At 72.7% G+C, this 18,567-nt stretch carries 16 protein-coding genes and 1 pseudogene; 14 read left to right on the plus strand and 3 right to left on the minus strand.

Annotated elements, in window-relative coordinates:
- The first annotated feature begins 123 nt into the window (after positions 1-123).
- The 5 genes and pseudogenes from ACZOOI_RS43230 (at position 124) to ACZOOI_RS43250 (ending at position 5,084) form a co-directional block, all read left to right on the plus strand.
- Positions 124-1,629, plus strand: a complete 1,506-nt coding sequence (locus ACZOOI_RS43230; protein ID WP_465282296.1) for a TerD family protein — start codon at positions 124-126, stop codon at positions 1,627-1,629.
- 296 nt (positions 1,630-1,925) lie between these two features.
- Positions 1,926-2,705: pseudogene (locus ACZOOI_RS43235) on the plus strand (DUF8094 domain-containing protein); the annotation flags it as partial.
- A 251-nt stretch (positions 2,706-2,956) separates the two neighbouring features.
- Positions 2,957-3,268, plus strand: a complete 312-nt coding sequence (locus ACZOOI_RS43240; protein ID WP_465284215.1) for a hypothetical protein — start codon at positions 2,957-2,959, stop codon at positions 3,266-3,268.
- A gap of 420 nt (positions 3,269-3,688) precedes the next feature.
- Positions 3,689-3,907 (plus strand): hypothetical protein, encoded by a 219-nt coding sequence (locus ACZOOI_RS43245; protein ID WP_465282297.1) that lies wholly within the window; start codon positions 3,689-3,691, stop codon positions 3,905-3,907.
- A gap of 1,015 nt (positions 3,908-4,922) precedes the next feature.
- Complete coding sequence (locus tag ACZOOI_RS43250; RefSeq protein WP_465282298.1) at positions 4,923-5,084, plus strand: hypothetical protein; 162 nt, start codon at positions 4,923-4,925, stop codon at positions 5,082-5,084.
- Between the two features lie 320 nt (positions 5,085-5,404).
- Here ACZOOI_RS43250 and ACZOOI_RS43255 read toward each other — a convergent pair whose 3' ends face one another.
- Positions 5,405-5,752 (minus strand): hypothetical protein, encoded by a 348-nt coding sequence (locus ACZOOI_RS43255; protein WP_465282299.1) that lies wholly within the window; start codon positions 5,750-5,752, stop codon positions 5,405-5,407.
- Between the two features lie 258 nt (positions 5,753-6,010).
- Between ACZOOI_RS43255 and ACZOOI_RS43260 the strand changes: the two genes are divergently transcribed.
- Positions 6,011-6,859: a helix-turn-helix domain-containing protein gene (locus ACZOOI_RS43260; RefSeq protein WP_465282300.1), complete on the plus strand. Its 849-nt coding sequence runs from the start codon at positions 6,011-6,013 to the stop codon at positions 6,857-6,859.
- Here ACZOOI_RS43260 and ACZOOI_RS43265 read toward each other — a convergent pair.
- Positions 6,784-8,694: an ABC transporter ATP-binding protein gene (locus ACZOOI_RS43265; RefSeq protein ID WP_465282301.1), complete on the minus strand. Its 1,911-nt coding sequence runs from the start codon at positions 8,692-8,694 to the stop codon at positions 6,784-6,786. The genes ACZOOI_RS43260 and ACZOOI_RS43265 overlap by 76 nt on opposite strands.
- Complete coding sequence (locus ACZOOI_RS43270) at positions 8,691-10,391, minus strand: ABC transporter transmembrane domain-containing protein (protein ID WP_465282302.1); 1,701 nt, start codon at positions 10,389-10,391, stop codon at positions 8,691-8,693. The genes ACZOOI_RS43265 and ACZOOI_RS43270 overlap by 4 nt, the downstream gene beginning before the upstream one ends.
- A gap of 279 nt (positions 10,392-10,670) precedes the next feature.
- Between ACZOOI_RS43270 and ACZOOI_RS43275 the strand changes: the two genes are divergently transcribed.
- From ACZOOI_RS43275 to ACZOOI_RS43310, 8 genes are all read left to right on the plus strand, one after another.
- The gene (locus ACZOOI_RS43275) at positions 10,671-11,201 is read left to right on the plus strand and encodes a hypothetical protein (protein ID WP_465282303.1); all 531 of its coding nucleotides are present in this window, start codon (positions 10,671-10,673) and stop codon (positions 11,199-11,201) included.
- Positions 11,198-12,226 carry an ABC transporter substrate-binding protein gene (locus tag ACZOOI_RS43280; protein ID WP_465282304.1) on the plus strand — a complete coding sequence of 343 codons (1,029 nt, stop codon included), beginning with the start codon at positions 11,198-11,200 and terminating at the stop codon, positions 12,224-12,226. The genes ACZOOI_RS43275 and ACZOOI_RS43280 overlap by 4 nt, the downstream gene beginning before the upstream one ends.
- Before the next feature lie 7 nt (positions 12,227-12,233).
- On the plus strand, positions 12,234-13,154 hold the full coding sequence (locus ACZOOI_RS43285; RefSeq protein WP_465282305.1) for a siderophore-interacting protein: 921 nt from the start codon (positions 12,234-12,236) through the stop codon (positions 13,152-13,154).
- A gap of 215 nt (positions 13,155-13,369) precedes the next feature.
- Positions 13,370-14,374 carry a Fe(3+)-siderophore ABC transporter permease gene (locus ACZOOI_RS43290; RefSeq protein ID WP_465282306.1) on the plus strand — a complete coding sequence of 335 codons (1,005 nt, stop codon included), beginning with the start codon at positions 13,370-13,372 and terminating at the stop codon, positions 14,372-14,374.
- On the plus strand, positions 14,371-15,588 hold the full coding sequence (locus tag ACZOOI_RS43295; RefSeq protein ID WP_465282307.1) for a FecCD family ABC transporter permease: 1,218 nt from the start codon (positions 14,371-14,373) through the stop codon (positions 15,586-15,588). The genes ACZOOI_RS43290 and ACZOOI_RS43295 overlap by 4 nt, the downstream gene beginning before the upstream one ends.
- 117 nt (positions 15,589-15,705) lie before the next feature.
- Entirely contained in the window at positions 15,706-16,572 is an 867-nt protein-coding gene (locus tag ACZOOI_RS43300; protein WP_465282308.1) for an ABC transporter ATP-binding protein, read from the plus strand.
- A gap of 1,091 nt (positions 16,573-17,663) precedes the next feature.
- Positions 17,664-18,011, plus strand: coding sequence for a hypothetical protein (locus ACZOOI_RS43305; RefSeq protein ID WP_465282309.1), 348 nt, complete (start codon positions 17,664-17,666; stop codon positions 18,009-18,011).
- A 103-nt stretch (positions 18,012-18,114) separates the two neighbouring features.
- Positions 18,115-18,489 (plus strand): alcohol dehydrogenase catalytic domain-containing protein, encoded by a 375-nt coding sequence (locus tag ACZOOI_RS43310; RefSeq protein WP_465282310.1) that lies wholly within the window; start codon positions 18,115-18,117, stop codon positions 18,487-18,489.
- The last annotated feature ends 78 nt before the right edge of the window (positions 18,490-18,567 follow it).

Below are 18,567 nucleotides of genomic sequence, written 5' to 3' on the forward strand. Positions count from 1 at the left end.
CTCCGTACGTACCTCACGGTTGTCTGCGGGTTCGTCAGGCGCGTTCGGCATGCGGGGTCACCCGCCCTCGGACTCCGACGCAATCCATCGACCTCGGATGGCGGCCGGTGCCAGGATGCCGGTATGACGATCATCATCAAGGGGGCCAACACTCAGCTGCCCGGAGGCCCGTTCCGCATCACCGTGGCCCACGATGCCCGGCCGGGCACCCCCCTGCTGGCCGCCACCGCGGTGCTGCTGGACGCGGCGGGCCGGGCCCGCGGTGAAGCCGACGTGGTCCGGGGCGATCGGCCCTCGTACCCCTCGGGCGCGGTACGGCACCTGGGCGGGGCGGCGGAGGGCGGGCTCCTCGTCCAACGGCTGGAGGTGAACGAGGAAGCGGTGGAGGCCGCCGTACAGCGGGTGCTGATCGCCGTCCTCGCCGCAGACGGGACCTTCGACGCGGTCACCGGGCTGTTCGTGGAGGTGGCCGGCGCCGAGGGCGCGGCGGCGGCGAGGTACGAGGTCACGGACGCCGGCGGGGATACCGCCCTGGTGCTCGGAGAGTGCTACCGCCGCAACGGGGCCTGGCGCTTCCGCGCCGTGGGCCAGGGCTACAGCGCCGGACCGGCCGCACTCGCCGCCGACTACGGCATACCCGCGCAGGCGCTGCCGACCGCGCTGCTGCCGGGCCCCGCGATGGCCGAGGCCCACAAGGAGGCCGTCCCGGCCCCGGCCGTGATCCCGGGCCCGACCATGAACGAAACTCCGGCCGTGACCCCGGGCGTGCCCGTGAGCGGGGCCCGGGTGATGTCCCTGGCAAAGGCACCGGGCCCGGTCACCGAGGTCCATGAAGGCCACGGCAAGCTGGAGCTGACCCTGGTCAACCCGGAGCCCGGCCGGTCGGCGGTCGTGGAGTTCGAGCGGACCCGCGTACCCAGGCCGCACAGCTGGTTCTACATCTGGCGGCTCGACCAGCAGGGCGAAGTGGAGGAGCTGAGCATCTTCTCCTCCACCAGGGACGCGCGGGGACAGCTGCCGGCGTTCGCCAAGGGCGAGCCCGAAGTGCGGATCAGGGTCGAGGGCTCCGGCGACTGGCAGCTCCGCGTCCGCCCGATCGACACGGTGGAGACCCTGGGCAAGCTCGTCGAGGGGCGGGGACAGGCCGTGCTGCGCTACGCCGGCCCGCCCGCCCTGATCCGGGCCACGTGCGACGGCCCCGAGAACACCACCGGCTACGTGCACACCATCCAGCCCGACGGCACCAGCCACAGGGTCGGACAGATCGGCACCATGCTGCCGATGACCGGTCCGCTCGCCGTCGGGCCCGACGGCTGGTGCCACGTGGTCGTGAAACTGGACCACGCGGCGTCGTGGAAGCTGGAGGTGCTGCCCCTGGACGACGTCCGCGAGCTGCGAGGGAAACTGTCCGGCCACGGCTGGGAACTGCTCGAGATGACCGGCCCCGCCGCGAAGGTGAAGGTCCGGGTCGACCGCGGGGCCGAGTCCGACTCGATAGTGCTGGCCACCCTGGACGCGTACCTGCGCCCCGAGCGGCAGCTGTGCCGGAAGTCGGGAACCTACCTCGTCCCGCCGGGCCTGATCGGGGTCCGCACCTCCGAGAAGTGGAGCCTGAAGGTTCGCCACTGACCGGTGCGCCCGGCCCTATCGCGTCGGTGACGCCGGCCCCCGCACGAAGCGGACGCCCACGGCTCACCGGTGCCTGGATCCGTAGCTTCGGCCGGCCACTGCGTAGCGGCATCACCTACGTACGGGACGGTCCGGCGTGACCGGCGGTGGGAACGGATGCGCAAGGCCGACCGAGCCTTGCCGCCCGCTACGGCAACCCGTGCAGGCCATGCGGGAGAAGCGGGCTGACGGAGGGGAGCGCGACCGGATGTCGCGGTCGTCGCCATTGGCGCATCGGGCTCCGCCCGTCCCGGAGGATGCAGGCACCCGCGATCGGGTCGATCGTTGTTGCCCGTCCTGGCGAACGCATCCCCGTCGCCGCCGTGCCACATCCGACGGCCCGTCCCGCGAGGCCGTCGGCTCCGGTGCGATCGGCGCCGGCCGGCGTGACGCCGGCACCCGATCGCGCTGTCCGTGGGGGGGTTCGACGTGCGTTCGGTGGTGTGCGCGTCGTCCGTACCCGGGCGGGCCTCACGTCGTCGGAGGAGTGGGGGTGTGGCGTGGTCGGTGATTGGGTCGGGGTTCGGGGGAACCGTGTGCGCGGATGGGCGAGGCGTCTGGGTGCGACGGCGGTGCTGGTGTGGGCGGGCTCCGTGGTGGTGGGGTGTTCGTCGGGTGGTGGCGGCCGGGACAGCGCGCCCGCGCCGAGCGCGTCGACGGTGGTGCCGGCGCCCGACCCGTCGGTGATCTCCGAGGCGGAGGCCCGGAAGGTCCCGGAGCACTACGACGCCGAGAACAACGCCGCCAACGCCGCGCTGGACGGCGACCGCCTCGCCGGCGTCGAGGGCGGCGAACTGTTGGAAGGGTCGCCGGCCGCGTACCGTGCCGACCGACTGACGAAGGACCGCAAACCCTACGAGCCGTTCACCCACCCGGAACCGCGATTCCGGATCCCGCGCGGGAGCGGTCATCCCCGCACGTTCGTCGCCGTCGCCGCCACCCACGCCGACGACGAGAACCAGGCGGTGGTCCACTTCGTGCAGGACGCGCCCGGCGCGCCGTGGAAGGCGGTGTTCACCGCCCACGCCCGGGTCGGCGACCCGCCCGCAAGCGCGAGCCCGAGCCCCGAGCGTCAGGCCGTTCCCAAGCTCGAGGACGTCGCCCGGGACGCCTCCGGTGCCGCGCGCACGGCCCCCGCCGGGGCGGCGGGCGGGGTGTGCGAACGGTACGCGGCGTTGCTGTCGGTGAGCGGTGACAGCCCCACACCACCGATCCGGGCCTGGAGCCCGGGAGTTGGACCACCGACCTGCGCAAGAGGGTCCTCGACGACGCCCACCGGGACGAACGCATGTCGCAGACCACCACCGTCACCGCCCGCCCCGCCACCCGGCAGGTCTTCGAAACCGCCTCCGGCGCCCGGCTCGTCCCCTGCGTCCTGGACAAGGCGATCGACACCAAGACATTGGTGCCCGAAGCGAACCTGAGAGCGACCGTCCCCGAGACCATCGCACTCCTGGGCAGGGACGGGCCGTTCACCGAGATACGGACCACGTTCCTCGCGTGCGTCCTCGTCCGGGTCCCGTCCGCGCCGGATGCACCCGCAACCGTCGTCACCGGCGGGCTGGGCCGTTCGAAGGCCCTGGACGCCACCGGAACGTAGACGCGTACCCGGGCCGGGATCTCGCATGGTTCGGCTCCCGCGCCGCGAGCGTCGGAATGGGGCCGTCGCGGCGGCGCCCACGACGCATGGGAACCGGCGACACGGGGACAGGCATTCACGGGATGATCTCGCCCTGCGCGAAGCAGCCGAACAGCGCCATGCAGACCTGGTTCGGCCCCTCGTACGCGCGCGAAGGCAGGGCCCGGACGGCGTCGACGATCCGTGCGCTCGGCCCGGTTGCGCGCGGCCTGCGTCGCCAATTCGTCCGGGCCGGCCGGGTAGGAGACGCCCCGCAGCGCGCACGACACCACCTGGGCCGAGGGTGGAGCCGCCGGGGTGTGGCCGGTGGTGTGGCCGGTGGTGTGGCGGGTACCGGCGTGAGGCTGTGTGACAACCGTTTCGTCGAAGGAGGAGCTGCCGATGATGAAGTCGCTGCACGACAAGGGTCTGCGTTCCGAGCACGCCTACATGGCGGGTTTCGCCTCGATCGGGTTGTCGGTGCTTTCCTGGCTGGGATCGATGAAGATCGAGCCCCACGGCGTTGATCGCGCCGACCGATGGGGCTTGTTCGTGGGCGAGTGGGCGCCCACCTTCTTTGCGATCGGTATCGCTCTCCGGCTCGAGGAGAACCGGGACTGACGACCTGTACCGACATCGTGGGGCGAGGACCGACGACCGGCTGCGGCAACTGCCGGAGGCATCGCGCTGCCTCGCCCCACGACCACCGAACTCACCACCAGCTTCGGTCCGGGTGGGAGAGAAACGGGTCCGCTCCAGGCGAGGACTCGATACCGGGGGGCGGCGACGGACGGCCGTTTCCGGCGCTTTGCCCGACTGCCGACTGCCGCCGTTGGCACCCCGAGGAGCGCGCGGGGCTTCGACGGTGTGGATTTGCCGGGTGGGCGGTTCGCGCTTGTCGGATGCCGTGTGCGTTGCCGTCGATCGGGCGCGTGCCGACGTCGTCGGGGGCATACCACCCGCCCGGTGTGACCGCTTGCGCCGTGTCGGGGCGCATCGCGTACGGGATACGGTCGACGCGCGGGCCGCCCGGTGGTCGGATTCGTGCGCAGGCGGTGGTCGAGGTCTCGCGGGAGCCGGCCCAGGCGAGGAGGGCGGAGTCGCCTGTGCCCAAGCGCGAACTCCGCCTACATACTCTGGCGTTGTGCTACCCCTGGACGCGCACTGCGTCTCGCGCCCTGTCCAGTGTCGTTCGAGGACTTCGAGCCCGCTTTCGTCCTCGGCCGCGTCGGTCCGATGCCCCGGCACCTTGCGGCTACGGCGTCCACCCTGCGGCGGCCGCGGTCCGTTTCAGCGCCGGTTGCGGCGACGTCACCACGCTGCGGGTGCTCCACAGAGCCGCGACCGCGAGCCCGGCCGGGCCGTGGTCCTCGCGCGGTGGGTTGCCGGGTGGCGGGAGGCGTCCGCGTACCGGTGGCCGCCGGAGAGTGGCACGTGCCGAGACGGTCGCCCGGGTGGCCCAACCAAGGAAACCCCTGAACCGGGGCTGTCGTTGGGCAGACGCGCGGGCCGATGCTCGCGGTACTCGGTCGCCTCGCCGCACCGGGCGGTCGCCGAGCCCGAGGTACGGCAGGGGCGCCGACGACGAGCTGACGGAGCGGCTCCGGCGGCAGGTACTCGACGAAGGGAGCCCGGCGTGATCCCGCTGTATCCGCACCGCACGAAGGGGCCGGGCGTGCTCGGCACGGGCCCGGGCGGCATCGGGCCTTTCGGCCGGTGGCCCGATCCCGAGGACGACCGGGACCGCGACGACGACATCGACGCGGACGAGCAACCGCCGGCCGCGGACCCTGGATGACGTGTGGTCCGCGTCCGTGCGTGCGCCTGTCGTGGGGCCGGTTGTCGAGGAACGTGTGGGCCCGGCGCCCGTATTGCGAAAGACGCCGGCCGGTCCCTGGACACCGGCTCCCGCGAGACCCGTTCCTGGGGAGTCAACCCATTACCCTGCGCATACCCCAAACCCGCGGCACGGCAGGTAACTTCAACCGTCCACGACGACGACTTCAGTGATAGGCGGCCCGAGTCGCCGACGATTCGCCGGGCTGTGGCTGCGGTGTGCAGAGACCACAGCGGTGCCCGGATCGACACCCATGTCTCGTCCGTGGGATGCGGCTTCGCCTATCGGTCCGCTGCCGCCCGTACCGTCGTGTCCAGCCAGTCGCACAGTTCGTTCAGCGCGCGCCGGGTTCGCTCGCCGTCGCCGGTGGTGAGGTAGTCCGCCTGGAGACCGGCGAACGCGGCGTTGAGCATCGTCGCCGTGACCAGCGCCGTCTGCTGCGGCACGCCGCGCGGTGTCGGACACGTGGCGACGAACTGCGCTCTGTCCCGTAGGAAGTCCGGTACCGGCACGGGCAGTCGGCCCGCCGCGCCGAGTCCTTCGATCTCGCGGATCAGCCGCGTCATGGGCAGTTCCGCCTCGCTCAGGCTGAGCTGCCAGGCCGATCGTACGAGAGTGCCGACCGGCACAGCGGGGTCCTCCCAGCCCTGCGTCGTTCTCAGTGCGGTGTGTTGCTGTTCGTCCAGGCGGGGCCCCGAAGACCTGAACCGACCGACACGCGCACCGCCGCCGATCCCGCCCGGCCCCACCTGGCCCCGATACGCACCGCCCTCGGTGTCGGCCGTATCGGCGGGTGGCCGGCGGTCCCGGATGGAACCGGCATCCGCGCCGAAGCCCGGCCGGGAGAGGTTAGGGGACCCTAAATTGCCGCCGGTATAGTGCGGTCCGTGCAGCAGGTCACGAGGTCGGGCGGCGGCCCGACGCGCGAGGTGGAGCCGCCGTATGCCGTCAGCACGTCGCGGTTGGGGCGCGAGGTGCGGCCGGGCGGTCATACGTGGGAGTCGCATCGCCACCTCGACCACGAGTTGTTGTGGGGCGTCGTGGGGTCGGTCACCGCGGTGGTCGACGGGGTGACATGGGTGGTGCCGCCCACCGTGGGGCTGTGGGTGCCCGCCGGCGCGGAGCACGAGGTGACGACCGGGCCCGGCACCGACTTCTACGCGACGTACTTCAGGACCGAGGTCTTCGCCCCCGAGTGGGCGTGCGACCTGCCCGGTCTGGTGCCGATGTACGGGGCGCTGCGCGAGGTGTTGTTGCACATGCGGCGCTACGACATGCCGTTCGCCGCGCGCTCGCGAGCGGAGCGGGTGGTTTTCGACATGCTCCAGCCGTTGGAGGAGGCCGCGGTGGACGTGCCGATGCCCCGCGATCCGCGCGCGTTGGCCGTGGCTCGAGCATTGGTGGCCCGGCCGGCGGATCCGCGTGGGCTGGACGAGTTCGCGCGGTGGTCGGGGTGCAGTGGGCGTACGTTGACCCGGGTGTTCACCGCGGACACCGGGATGGGCTTCGTGCAGTGGCGCATCCAGGCGCGGGTGCGCGCGGCGTTGACGTATCTGGCCGCCGGTCTGCCGGTTTCGGTCGTCGCCCGTCGGGTCGGATACGACAGTCCCAGTGCGTTCGTGGCGGTCTTTCGCCGGGTCACCGGTCGCACACCCGGTCACTACTCCGGGCTCGTCTGCGACGACGACGACATCGAGCCCCGTCCCGTCGGCGTACGATCCGCCGCAGGCGCCTGAAGCGTCTGCGACCCCCCACCTGCGGCGGGCACCCCACCTGTGGCGGGCACCCGGCCCTCTGCGGGCGCCGACCAGGCCCGCCATAGTCTCGCGTAGCGCCCGCCCGCCGCCACCAGATCGTCGTGCCGTCCCTGTTCGACGATCCGTCCGTGATCCAGGACGATCACCCGGTCCGCGGTCGCGGCCTGCCGGAGACGATGCGCGACCACGATCGCGGTGCGCCCGTCGAGCACCGCCGACGCGGCAGCCTCCAGGGTGCGGGCGCCGGTACTGCCCGCGTCCGCGGTCGCCTCGTCCAGGACCACGATCGGCGGATCCAGGAGCAGGACCCGGGCGAGCGCGAGTTGTTGCGCCTGAGTGGCGGTCGGGATGTGGCCCCCGGCGCCGACGCGGGTGTCGGTGCCCTCGGGCAGTGCGCCGACCCACCCGTCGGCGCCGACCGTCGCGAGGACGCGTGCGATCGTCGCGTCGTCCGCGTCCGGTCGGGCCAGCCGCAGGTCGTCGGCGAGGGTGCCGGCGAAGACGTGTACCTCCTGGGTGACGACCGCGATCTGCCGACGGGTGGCCGTGCGGCCCAGATCGGCGAGCCCCACCGTGCCGAGGCGGATCGTGCCGGCGCGTGGTGCGCGGACGCCGGCGATCAGCCCGGCGGCGGTCGACTTGCCCGCGCCGGTCGTGCCCACCAGGGCGACCCGCTCGCCCGGCGCGATCCACAGGTCGAGCCCGGCGAGCACGTCGGGACCGTCGGGGTAGGCGAACGAGACGTGCTGCACGTGGAGGGACGCGTCGTGCGGCGTCGGCGGGTGGGTGGGCTCTTCGGTGCGCGGGAGCAGGGTGACCCCGACGAGTCGGGCCAGGCCGGCGGCGGCTTCCTGGAGTTGGTCGAAGACGGCGAGCAGGGAGCCGACGGGGTTGAACAGGCGGTGGAAGAACAGCGCGGCGGCGGTCGCCTCGCCGATCGAGACCGTGCCCGAGCGGACCAACTGGAATCCGACGGCGAGTACCGAGGCGAGCCCGACGAGTTCGGCGGCGTTGAGTCGGCCGAAGAAGCGGGTGCGCAGCCGGGTCGCGGTCAGGCTCAGGTCGATCGAGGCGCGGGAGCGGTCGGCGACGGCGTCCAGGTGGGCCGGGCCGAGTCGCATCGCGGTGACGGTGTCCACCGCGCCGAGGGCGTCCAGGAGGCGCTGGGCGCGTTGTCCCTCGGCGATCCGCTCGGCTCGGTACACCGGTGCGGATCGGCGCAGGTACCAGCGCAGCGCGCCGATCTGGATCGGCGCGGCCACCAGGGCGGCGAGGGCGAAGCGCCAGTCGAGGGTGCCCATGCCGATCAGGGTCAGCACGATGGTGGCCAGCGCCGTGGTGAACACCGGGACGGTTTCGGCGGCGGCGTCCGCGACCACGCGTACGTCGCCGCCGGCGCGGGCGACCAGGTCGCCGCGGCCGGTGCGCTCGATGTCGTCCAGGGGTAGGTCGAGTGCCCGGCCCAGGACGTCCTCGCGCAGGTCGGCCACCATGCTCTCGCCGACCCTGACCACCAGATAGTGGCTGATCGCGCCCAATACGGCCTGGGCGAGGGCGATGGCCGCGAGCAGGCCGGCCGAGACCGTGACGCGCGATCCGGCGTCGGACCCGTGCCGGTCGACGGCGTCGATCATGCGGCCCAGGACGAGCGGGCCGGCCAGGCCGATCGCGGTGGAGGTGATGAGCAGGGCGACCGCGGCCAGGGCCCGGCGGCCGTGCGGGCGCAGCAGGTGTCGGGCGGCGTGTCGGGTCTGCGCGGTGTCGGCGACGGGAAGCAGGGGTGGTTCGGGTGTCGGGTCGGCGTGACGGGTCATGCGAGCACCAGTTCACGGTAGCCGGGCGAGACGGCGGCCAGTTGGGCGTGGGTACCGGTGGTGCCGCGGGTGACGTCGGCCGCGAGCACCACCACCCGGTCGCATACGGCGAGCAGGGTCGGGCTCGTGGTGAACACGATCGTGGTGCGGCCGACCCGGTTTGCGCGCAGGCCGGCGGCGATCCGGGCCTCGGTGACGGTGTCGACCGAGGTGGTGGGGTCGTGCAGGACCAGGACCGCGGCGCGGGTGGCCAACGCGCGGGCCAGGGCCAGGCGTTGGCGCTGCCCACCGGACAGGGACAGGCCCTGTTCGGTGACGGTGGTGTCGAGGCCGGCGGGCAGGGCCGCGATGTCCTCGTCCACGCAGGCCGCGGCGAGCGCGGCTCGGACCGCCTGCGGCCCGGCCCGCCCCGATACCCCGACGTTGTCGGCGATGGTGCCCGCGAACAGGGCGGCGTCGTGGGGTGGGGCGATCACCGTTCGGCGTAGGTCGTCGGGATCGAGTTCGGCCACGGGTATGCCGTCCAGGTACAGGGCGCCGGCGTCGGGGTCGCGGCGCCGGGCGAGGACGTCGACCAGCGCTTCGGCGTGCCCGGCGTCGTCGGTGACGATGCCGACGAACTCGCCGGGCTCGACCACGAAGCCGACGTCGATCAGGCCGCCGACGCCGAGCCCGTCCGCGCGGACATGCCCGACCGGCCGCCCCGGGTCCGCGCTCGCGGGTGTGCGGGTGCCCGGGCCCACCGCCGGGTCCGTGGTGAGCAGGGCCACGACACGGCGTGCCGAGGCGCGGGCGCGGCCCAGGCCGGAGGCGAAATAGGCGACGTCCACCAGGGGGCCTTGGAGGAACTGGGCAAGACCCACGACGGTCACCAACTCGCCCACGGTGATCCGGCCCCGCGCCGCCAGGTGCGCGCCCACCAGGGCGATCAGCGCCAACAGGCCGCCGGTGAGCAAAGTGTTCGCGGCGGTGTACCACGCCTGGGCGCGTTCGGTGCGCAGCGTCGCGGCGAGTGCGGCGCGACTGTCGCGGCGGTAGCGGCGGGCGGCCTCGGAGCGGGCGCCGATGCCGTCCAGGACGCGCAGTCCGGTGAGCAGGTCGGTGGCGACGGCACCGGCGCGGGCGGCGAGTTCGTGGTCGTGTTCGCTGCGCCGTTCCAGCGGGCGGCTCAGGTACTGCATCGCGATCAGCACCGGTGGCGTGCCCAGCAGGACCAGCAGGCCCAGCGGGACGGAGATCACCAGGAGCGCGACTGCGGCCGTGACGATGGCTGCGGCTGCCGCGAGTTTGCTGCTGAGGGTGTGAGTGAACCGGGCCACCGTCTGCGCGTCGGAGGTGGCGAGCGCCACGAGTTCGCCGGGCATCCGTCGTGGCGTCGTGCCGTGCGGGTCCAGGGCCCGGCGGGCGACGGCCATCCGCACGTCGTGGGCGCCGTACTCGGTGACGCGGGCGGCGGCGCGGGCGGCGAAGCGCCACGAGCACAACAGGCCGACGAACACTACGGCCAGCACGGTCAGCCAGCGCCCGAGCGCGGCCGCGTCGCCGGTGGCCACCGCCTGGTCGATCACCACACCGACGACGACCGGGACGGCCGCCTCGGCCACCTGATGACCGGTCAGGCCCACGGAGGCGCCGACCAGATATCGACCCCGTCGATCGCCGGTGAGCGCGTACCGCAACACGGCGCGCGAGGTCACGGACGTACCGGGAAGGCCGGACGGGACTGAGTGAACAGGGAGTTTCGGCGGGACGGTGGGTGCGGGCATGGGAGCCGACGGTAGTGACGCGGCCGTGCCGGTCGCGCGCGAAACGGACGGACCATGGCTCGAATCGGCCGGCGCGGCGTTCGGTGTCCGATTCGCGACAAGGTCTGGCGTGTGCCCGACATCGGGTGTTGCGGGATGAGATCACCTCGCGTATTCATAGGCAAGGCTTACCTAATCTTCCCCTCGTGGTTCCTGTCCCCGGAGACGCCGATGCCGACGACCGCACCCCCGCTGCGCCGCACCCCGCCGCGACCGCCCGACGCCCTCTTCGGCGACCCACAACAGGCACGCGTCGGCCATGGACCGACCCGGCTTCGGTTCGGCTCGGGGGCGGGCGTGCCGGTGCCGGCGGGGCTGCGCGCCGCGTGCGCCGGCACCTCCGACGGCGCCGCCGAGCCGGCCGGAACGGCCGGCGACACGATCCACCACACCTACGGCGGCGCCGACCGCGTCCTTCCCCGCACACCCCGACGGGCGGTCACCACCGTGGGCCGCAGGGACCTCGAACTCGCCCTGCTCGCGGGCCACCCGGTGATCGGTTCGCGCAAAGCGTGGATGCCCGGCGCCCGCGCGGGCTCCCGATTCGAGAGCATCACGATGCCCGACGGGGAACAGGCGCGCACCCACATCGCCGCCTACGACGCGAAACCGGCCCGACCACGGCCACGGCCGACCGACCGGCTCGGCGGCCGCGGGATCGTGTTCGACGTGCTCGCCCGCGCCGCGGAGCTGTACGCATGAGCGCGACCGTCACCTCGACCCACACCCAACCGACGCCCGCCCGCCCCGGGGCGGGCGACACGCGAGGGACCCGCGTCGGCGGCGAGTTGACCCGACGTCGATTCGCGCTGGGCGCGGGGATGTTGTCGCTGAGCACACTGCTCGCCGCGTGCGGCGGCACCGAGAAGACGAAGGACGCGCCACCGTCCGCGACCACCCTCGACTTCTCCTACGAGGGCCGCAGCACGCGAATCCCGGTCGATCCCCGGCGCGTGATCGTGCTGGATCCGCGCACCGGCGTCGAGTTCGCCGCCATGGCCGGATATCCGATGATCGGCGGCTACCGCATCGACGGCCGCAACCACCTCTCCGACCGGCTGCCCGCGAACTTCCAGGTGTTGCAGGGCAATGTCCGCGAGCCCAACGCCGAGGCGATCCTGGCCCAGCGACCGGATCTGCTGGTGGTCGGCGCCGACTGGTGGAAGTTCTACCAGGACAAGAAGTTGTTGACCCAGGACATCGCCCCCGTGCTCGTGGTCAGCGGCGGCTTCAGCCCGTTCTGGCGCCGCTACAGCCAGGAGCAGTTGACCCTGCTCGGGCGCGGCGACCTCGCCCGCCGACTGCTCGCCGACTACGACGCGCGCCTGGCCCGGGCCCGAGCCGAGGTCGGTCCCCTGTTGGCGGGCCGCAAGGTGCTCATCGGCGGGTCCGACGACACCGACTTCTGGGTGCAAAGGCGCAGCTTCTACCTGAGTGTCGCACTGGAGTTGGGCATGGACGTGATGTTCCATCAGCCCGACCGTGACCCGAACAAGCCGTTCAACGACTTCTACAGTCCCGAACAGATCGACGTCTTCGCACCGGCGGACCTGATCATCTGGAAGGACCCCGACGCGCCGGCGACGCAGGCCAAGACGTGGCAGCGGCTGCCCGCCGTGCGGGCCGGGCGGGTCGTACCGCTGAACTACGACACCACCGCCGGCCTCGTCCTGACCGCGACGGCCCTGCTCGACGAACTCGTATCCGCCGCGAAGGTGTTGGGGTGACCACGTGATGAACGACCCGCTGCACCGGGGAACGGTGCTGGAACATTCCCGCCTGACGACCGGCATGATCCGGATCGTGTTCGGCGGCGAGGGACTGCGCGCCTTCGAGAGCACCGGCGTCGGCGACGAATACCTGCGCTTGCACTTCCCGTTCCCCGACACCACCGAACCGATACCGTCCGACGAGAACACGGGCGCGAGTCCCCGAGAGGCCGGGAACGGCGCCGACGAGGCCGACCGCTACGCGCAGACCCGGCGCTACACGGTGCGGCGCTTCGACGCGGAACGCGGCGAGGTCACCATCGACTTCGTCGTCCACGACGGGGGCCTGGCAAGTGCGTGGGCACTCGCCGCCCGGCCGGGTGACCGGGTGGGCATCGGTACACCGCGCGGCCTGTACGCTCCACCGGCCGAGACCGTCTGGCAGATCCTCGCCTGCGACGCCACCGGCCTGCCCGCGCTGGGCCGACTCGTCGAACAACTCCCGGCCCGAACACGGGCCCGGGTGATCGTCGAGGTCGCGGACACCGGCCACGAGCAGGTCTTCGACAGCGCCGCCGACGTCGAGTACGTCTGGCTGCACGGCAGCGGCAACGGCGACGCGCCCAGTCGGCTGCCCCAGGCGCTGCTCTCGCTGACGCTGCCCGAGGGCCCCGGCTACGTGTGGGCCGCGGGCGAGACCCGTGCAATGCGCGAGATCCGCCGCCACGTGCGGCACGAACTGAGGCTGCCCGCCCGGATGTACAAGGTCGTCGGCTACTGGACGCACAACGCGGAGGAGTGGGGCGAGCGGTACGCCGGCCTCGACCCCGAGGTGAAGCGGCGCTTGGAGACGGCCTTCGACGCCGTGCACGAGGAGCAGCCCGAGGAGGAGATCGAGAACATTCTCGACGAGGTCGAGGCCACGTTGGAGGGTGTCGGGCTGTGAACGCACCACGGGGCGCGCGGATCGCGCCCGCGGGGTCCGGCTCGCCGGTCGAGAGGGTCGACGCTGCCGAGCCTGCCGGACGTGCTGGACGCGTCGGACCGGTCGGACCCGTCCGGGACACCGCCCCGGGCGAGGCGGTTTCGGCGGGCACGGACACCGCCGCGGCCTCGGCGGCTCCGGCCGCTCCCACGCACGCGAAAGCGGAGCGCGGGCCGGTGGCGGACTCGCCCGTGCGTCGCGGCCTGTGGCTGATCGTGGCCACCGCCGCACTCGTACTCGTGATCCTGCTGAGCGTCGCGATCGGGTCGAAGAACATCCCGCTCCCGACCGTGTGGGACGCGCTGTTCCACTACGACGGCTCCAACGACCACGTGATCGTCCGTGACCTGCGGCTGCCCCGCACCCTGCTGGGGGTGCTCGTCGGCACGGCGCTGGGCGTCGCCGGAGCGGTGATCCAGGCGGTCGGCCGCAATCCGCTCGCCGACCCCGGCATCCTCGGGGTCAACGCCGGTGCCGGGTTCGCGGCGGTCCTGGCGATCGCCGTGTTCGACATCACCGACCTGCGCGGCTACATCTGGTTCGCGTTCCTGGGCGCGATCGTGACCACCGTCGCGGTGTACACGATCGGCTCGCGCGGTCGCGGCGGCGCCACCCCGGTGCGGCTGACCCTGGCGGGCGTGGCGCTGGGCGCGGTGCTGGGCGGGATCAGCTCCGGGATCACACTGCTGGATCCGACCACGTTCGACCGCATGCGCTTCTGGTCGGCGGGCTCCATCGCCGGACGACAGTGGGACACCATCGCGCAGGTCGCCCCCTTCCTGCTGATCGGACTCGTGGTGGCGGCGAGCGTGGCCCGTGCGCTCAACGCGGTCGCCCTCGGCGGCGACGCCGCCCGCGCGCTCGGGGTGAACATCACCCGTACCCGCGTGTCGTCGGTGATCGCGATCACCCTGCTGTGTGGCGGCGCGACCGCGGTCGCCGGACCCATCGGCTTCGTGGGCCTGATGGTGCCGCACGTGGCGCGCTGGATCACCGGCCCCGATCAGCGCTGGATCCTGGCCTACACCCTGGTCCTGTCGCCGATCCTGTTGCTCGTTGCCGACGTCCTGGGCCGCCTGGTGGTGCGCCCGGGCGAACTCCAGGTCGGCATCGTGACGGCGTTCGTCGGCGTCCCCGTGCTCATCGCCCTGGTGCGTCGACAGAAGGTGAGCGGACTGTGAAGTCGCCGGACCCGTTGCCGACTTCGCCCATCACGCCGTTGCCGGGCGCCGCGTCGTCCACGTCCACTCCCGCGTCGCCGCCCACCGCGCCGGGCCGCGGCTCGGCCGGCCCGGACGCCGGTGACAAGGAGGCGGATCGGGCGGGCGTACGCCCCGGAACGCGCGCGGCGATCGACTTCGGGCGCGCGGTCCGGGTGATCCGGCTCCTCGACGGACGTGTGTCGTTGCGCCTGGACGTCCGGGCCGGCGTCGCGTGTGTGGTGCTGCTCGTCGTCACGGCCGCCGTCGCCGTCCTGGCATTGGGCACGGGGGAGTACTCGCTCTCGCCCGTCCAGGTGACCGAGGCACTGTTCACGGACGTACCCGCCAAGGTGCACATGGTCGTGATCGAATGGCGACTGCCTCGCGTCCTGCTGGCCCTGCTCGCCGGTGCCGCGCTCGGTGTCAGTGGTGCCATCTTCCAGTCGTTGACCCGCAATCCGCTCGGCAGCCCGGACATCATCGGCTTCAATACCGGCGCCAACACCGGTGCGCTCATGGTGATCATGCTCGCCCACGGCGGCTACTACCAGGTCGCCTGTGGAGCCCTCGTGGGCGGCATCGCAACCGCCGCGCTGGTCTACCTGCTGGCCTACCGGCAAGGAATCCAGGGCTTTCGGCTGATCATCGTGGGCATCGGCATCAGCGCGCTGCTCGCGTCGGTCAACACCTGGGTCATCGTCAGGGCCGACCTGGAGACCGCGATGGCGGCGGCGGTGTGGGGAGCCGGCTCGCTCAACGGCCTGGGCTGGCAGCAAGTGCGCCCGGTGACCGTCGTGTTCGCGATCCTGCTGCCGATCGCCCTGATCCTCGGCCGACGCATGCGGGTGTTGGAGATGGGCGACGATGCCGCCCGCGCCCTGGGGGTGCGCACCGAGCCGACCCGCATCGCCCTCGTGGTCACCGGGGTCGCGCTGACCGCCATGGTCACCGCCGCGGCCGGACCGATCTCGTTCGTCGCGCTCGCCGCGCCGCAACTGGCCCGCCGCGTCGCCCGCAGCGCGGGGGTGACGATACTGCCGTCGGCCGCGATGGGGGCGGCGCTGCTGATCACGAGCGACTGGTTCGCCCAAAGCCTGTTCGCACCGACCCAATTGCCGGTGGGGGTGGTCACGGTCAGCATCGGCGGCGCGTACCTGATTCGGCTGCTGGTCGGCGAGGCACGGCGGCAGTGACGACCCGGGCGACGCGAGCGGTCGGCCGCCCGGCGTCCGCCTCGGTTCGCGGCGCCGGCACCCGCGCCCGCGCCCACGGAGCCCCAACCCCTCCTTCGCAGAACGGACTTGGCCACGATGAACATCGCCGTCGACCCCCGCGCGCACCCCGCCACGCCGACTTCCGCGCCCCGGCTGTGGGCACAGGGACTGACCCTCGGGTACGACGATCGCGTCGTGGCCCGCGACCTCACCGTGCACATCCCCGACGGAGCGATCACCGCGATCATCGGCCCCAACGCGTGCGGCAAGTCCACGCTCCTGCGCGCACTGTCCCGTCTGCTCACCCCGGCCGCCGGCACGGTGCACCTGGACGGCAAGGCCATCTCGTCCTACCCGGCCAAGGAGGTGGCCCGGCGGATGGGCCTGCTCCCGCAGACCTCGGTCGCCCCCGACGGCATCACGGTGGCCGACCTCGTCGCCCGAGGCCGCTATCCCCACCAGAAGCTACTGCGCCAGTGGTCCGACGAGGACGAGACGGCCGTGCTGAACGCCCTGGCCGCGACCGGGACCACCGACCTGTCGCCGCGCCTGGTGGACGCCCTGTCGGGGGGCCAGCGCCAACGCGTATGGGTGGCCATGGTGCTCGCCCAGCAGACCCCACTGCTGCTCCTGGACGAGCCCACCACGTTCCTCGACATCGCCCACCAGATCGAACTCCTGGAACTCCTGCGCGACCTCAACGAACGCGATGGCCACACCCTCGTCGCGGTCCTGCACGACCTCAACCACGCCTGCCGCTACGCCGACCACATCATCGCCATGCGCGACGGCACGGTGCTCGCCGTCGGGCCACCCCGCGACATCGTCACGCCGGAGCTGGTCGAGGACGTCTTCGGTCTACCGTGCCAAATCATCGACGACCCGGTCTCGGGCACCCCTTTGATCATCCCCCTGGGCCGCCGCCGGCCACCGGCACGGCCACCACACCCGGAACGTCCGTAGGCACAACGACCCTTCCGGTCCGGAACGACCCGCCGGCGGACGCTTCCGTTTCCGCGCAGGATCTCGGGATCGGCGGTGTGGATACCTCTCTCCCGCGTTGTCACGGTGAATCCGCGCACACGCGGCGCGGATTGCAGCGCCCTGGCCCGTCACCGCCTCCCGGCACTCCTCCGGCGTGAACCCCCGGGTCCCATCCGTGCGACCGGCGGTGACCCCACCGACCCGTATATGGCGGGGTGGCGGATGCGGGTCAAGCCGTGGCTGGGGCGTCTGCCGGTGCACACCGCCATCACCTACGGCGCGGTGGATCGTGCCGTGTATGGGTGGATCGACGACGGGGCGGGGCTTGCGGCCGGGCGGGGGTCCCGGTGCACGCGCTGCGGAAGATCGCCGGGCATGGATCGTTGCCGACGACGCAGCGATAACCCCGTGAGCACGACGCGAAGCTGGGCGACCTCGTCGACGCGGTGCAGGACGGGCGCAGCGCGATGGCGGTGTTGGTGGGTGCTCCGTCGACGGAAGGCCTTGGACCAGGCCAGGATGAGCGGCATCCGGGACTGAGACCCTCCCGTCCTGGATGGGGTGTGTTCAAAGCCGCGTCTTGGGGAGCCGCTGCTTGCCGTCCAGGGAAGGTTGCGGACGTGACCTCGGGCAGGCCCCGATCGCCGCCACGTGATACGACGAGGCGCCGACCCTTGCGTGGGGCCGGCATCGCGCGGTGCGCCGGGACGGGACCTCTCGCCGGCCGCGCGGAACTCGGCCGGGGCATCACGACGTCGCAACGGCCGTGTCCCGAGGGGCCGGTTCGCGTTGGGCCGGGCGGCGCGTGGTGCCGGTTGGTGAGGGAACGCGGGCCGGGTCTTTCTTCCCCGAGGACCCGGCACCGCGCCCGAGGGGTTTCTGCCCGACGCCGAGGGGTTCATGGGTCGCCCGTTGTGGTGAACTCCGGTCGGTCCGGTCGCGTTGTCGCCGCACGAAACGGTGATCGCTGTCCGGAAGAAAATGAGCACCTCAGTCGCTCGACGATGGCCGGGGCGTCCGGCCGAAGGTGGTGGGACCGACGGCGCACGCCGAGTACGAGGGCGTGGGTGATGACCGAAGCCGGGCGCTTGGAGGTCCGTGCCCGGCCGGCCCGCCGACCCGACGGTGCCTGGAGCGGTGCGATCCGCGGCGCCGATCCCCGCTTCGACCCGAAGGCCCTGGCCCGCGCCCGCCTGCTCTGGATCGGCGACTGCGTCTGTTCCTTCACCGTCGACACCGCCCGGGGCCGACATCAGCGGCGACGACGCCCCCTTCGGCCGAGTGCTGCTCCCCCCGGCACCGCCGACGCCGCCCATCTGGAGGCCAACATCGCGGCCGGCGAGATCACCCTCGACGCCGCGACCCTCGCCACCCTCGACGCCATCGAGTCCCGCTCCAACGAAGTGCCCATCGGCTGACCGGAATCGCCGCGGGTCGCGATCACACCTCTCACGCCGGATGCCCCGACGAACCGCCAGGCCACGCCGGGAAACCCGCTTCACCAGGCTCCAAGGACGGATCATGAAGGCCATCATCTACCGCGACAACGGCGCCCCCGACGTTCTCCGGTTCGCCGACCGTGACCTGCCCGCGCCCGGCCCCGGCGAGGTTCGCGTCCGGGTGGCCGTGTCCGGGGTCAACCCGACCGACTGGCAGGCGCGTTCCGGCGCCGGCCACCCCAAGCGCTTCCCCGAGGTCACCCCGCACCTCGACGGCGCCGGCACCATCGACGCCGTCGGTGAGGGTGTCGACCGGAGCCGGATCGGTCAGCGGGTCTGGCTGTTCATGGCCGCCGCCGGGCGGCCCACCGGCGCCGCCGCCGAGTTCACCGTCGTGCCCGCCGAACAGGCCGTGCCGCTGCCCGACGAGGCCGGCTTCGGCACGACCTGCCGCTGAGGCGGCGTCGGCCATCGCGGGCGGGGCGAGCCCAGCGCGAGCAGCTGCTCGCGCTGGGCCTGGGGACGCGGTCCTCGA

The organism is Embleya sp. L77, from assembly GCF_055557415.1.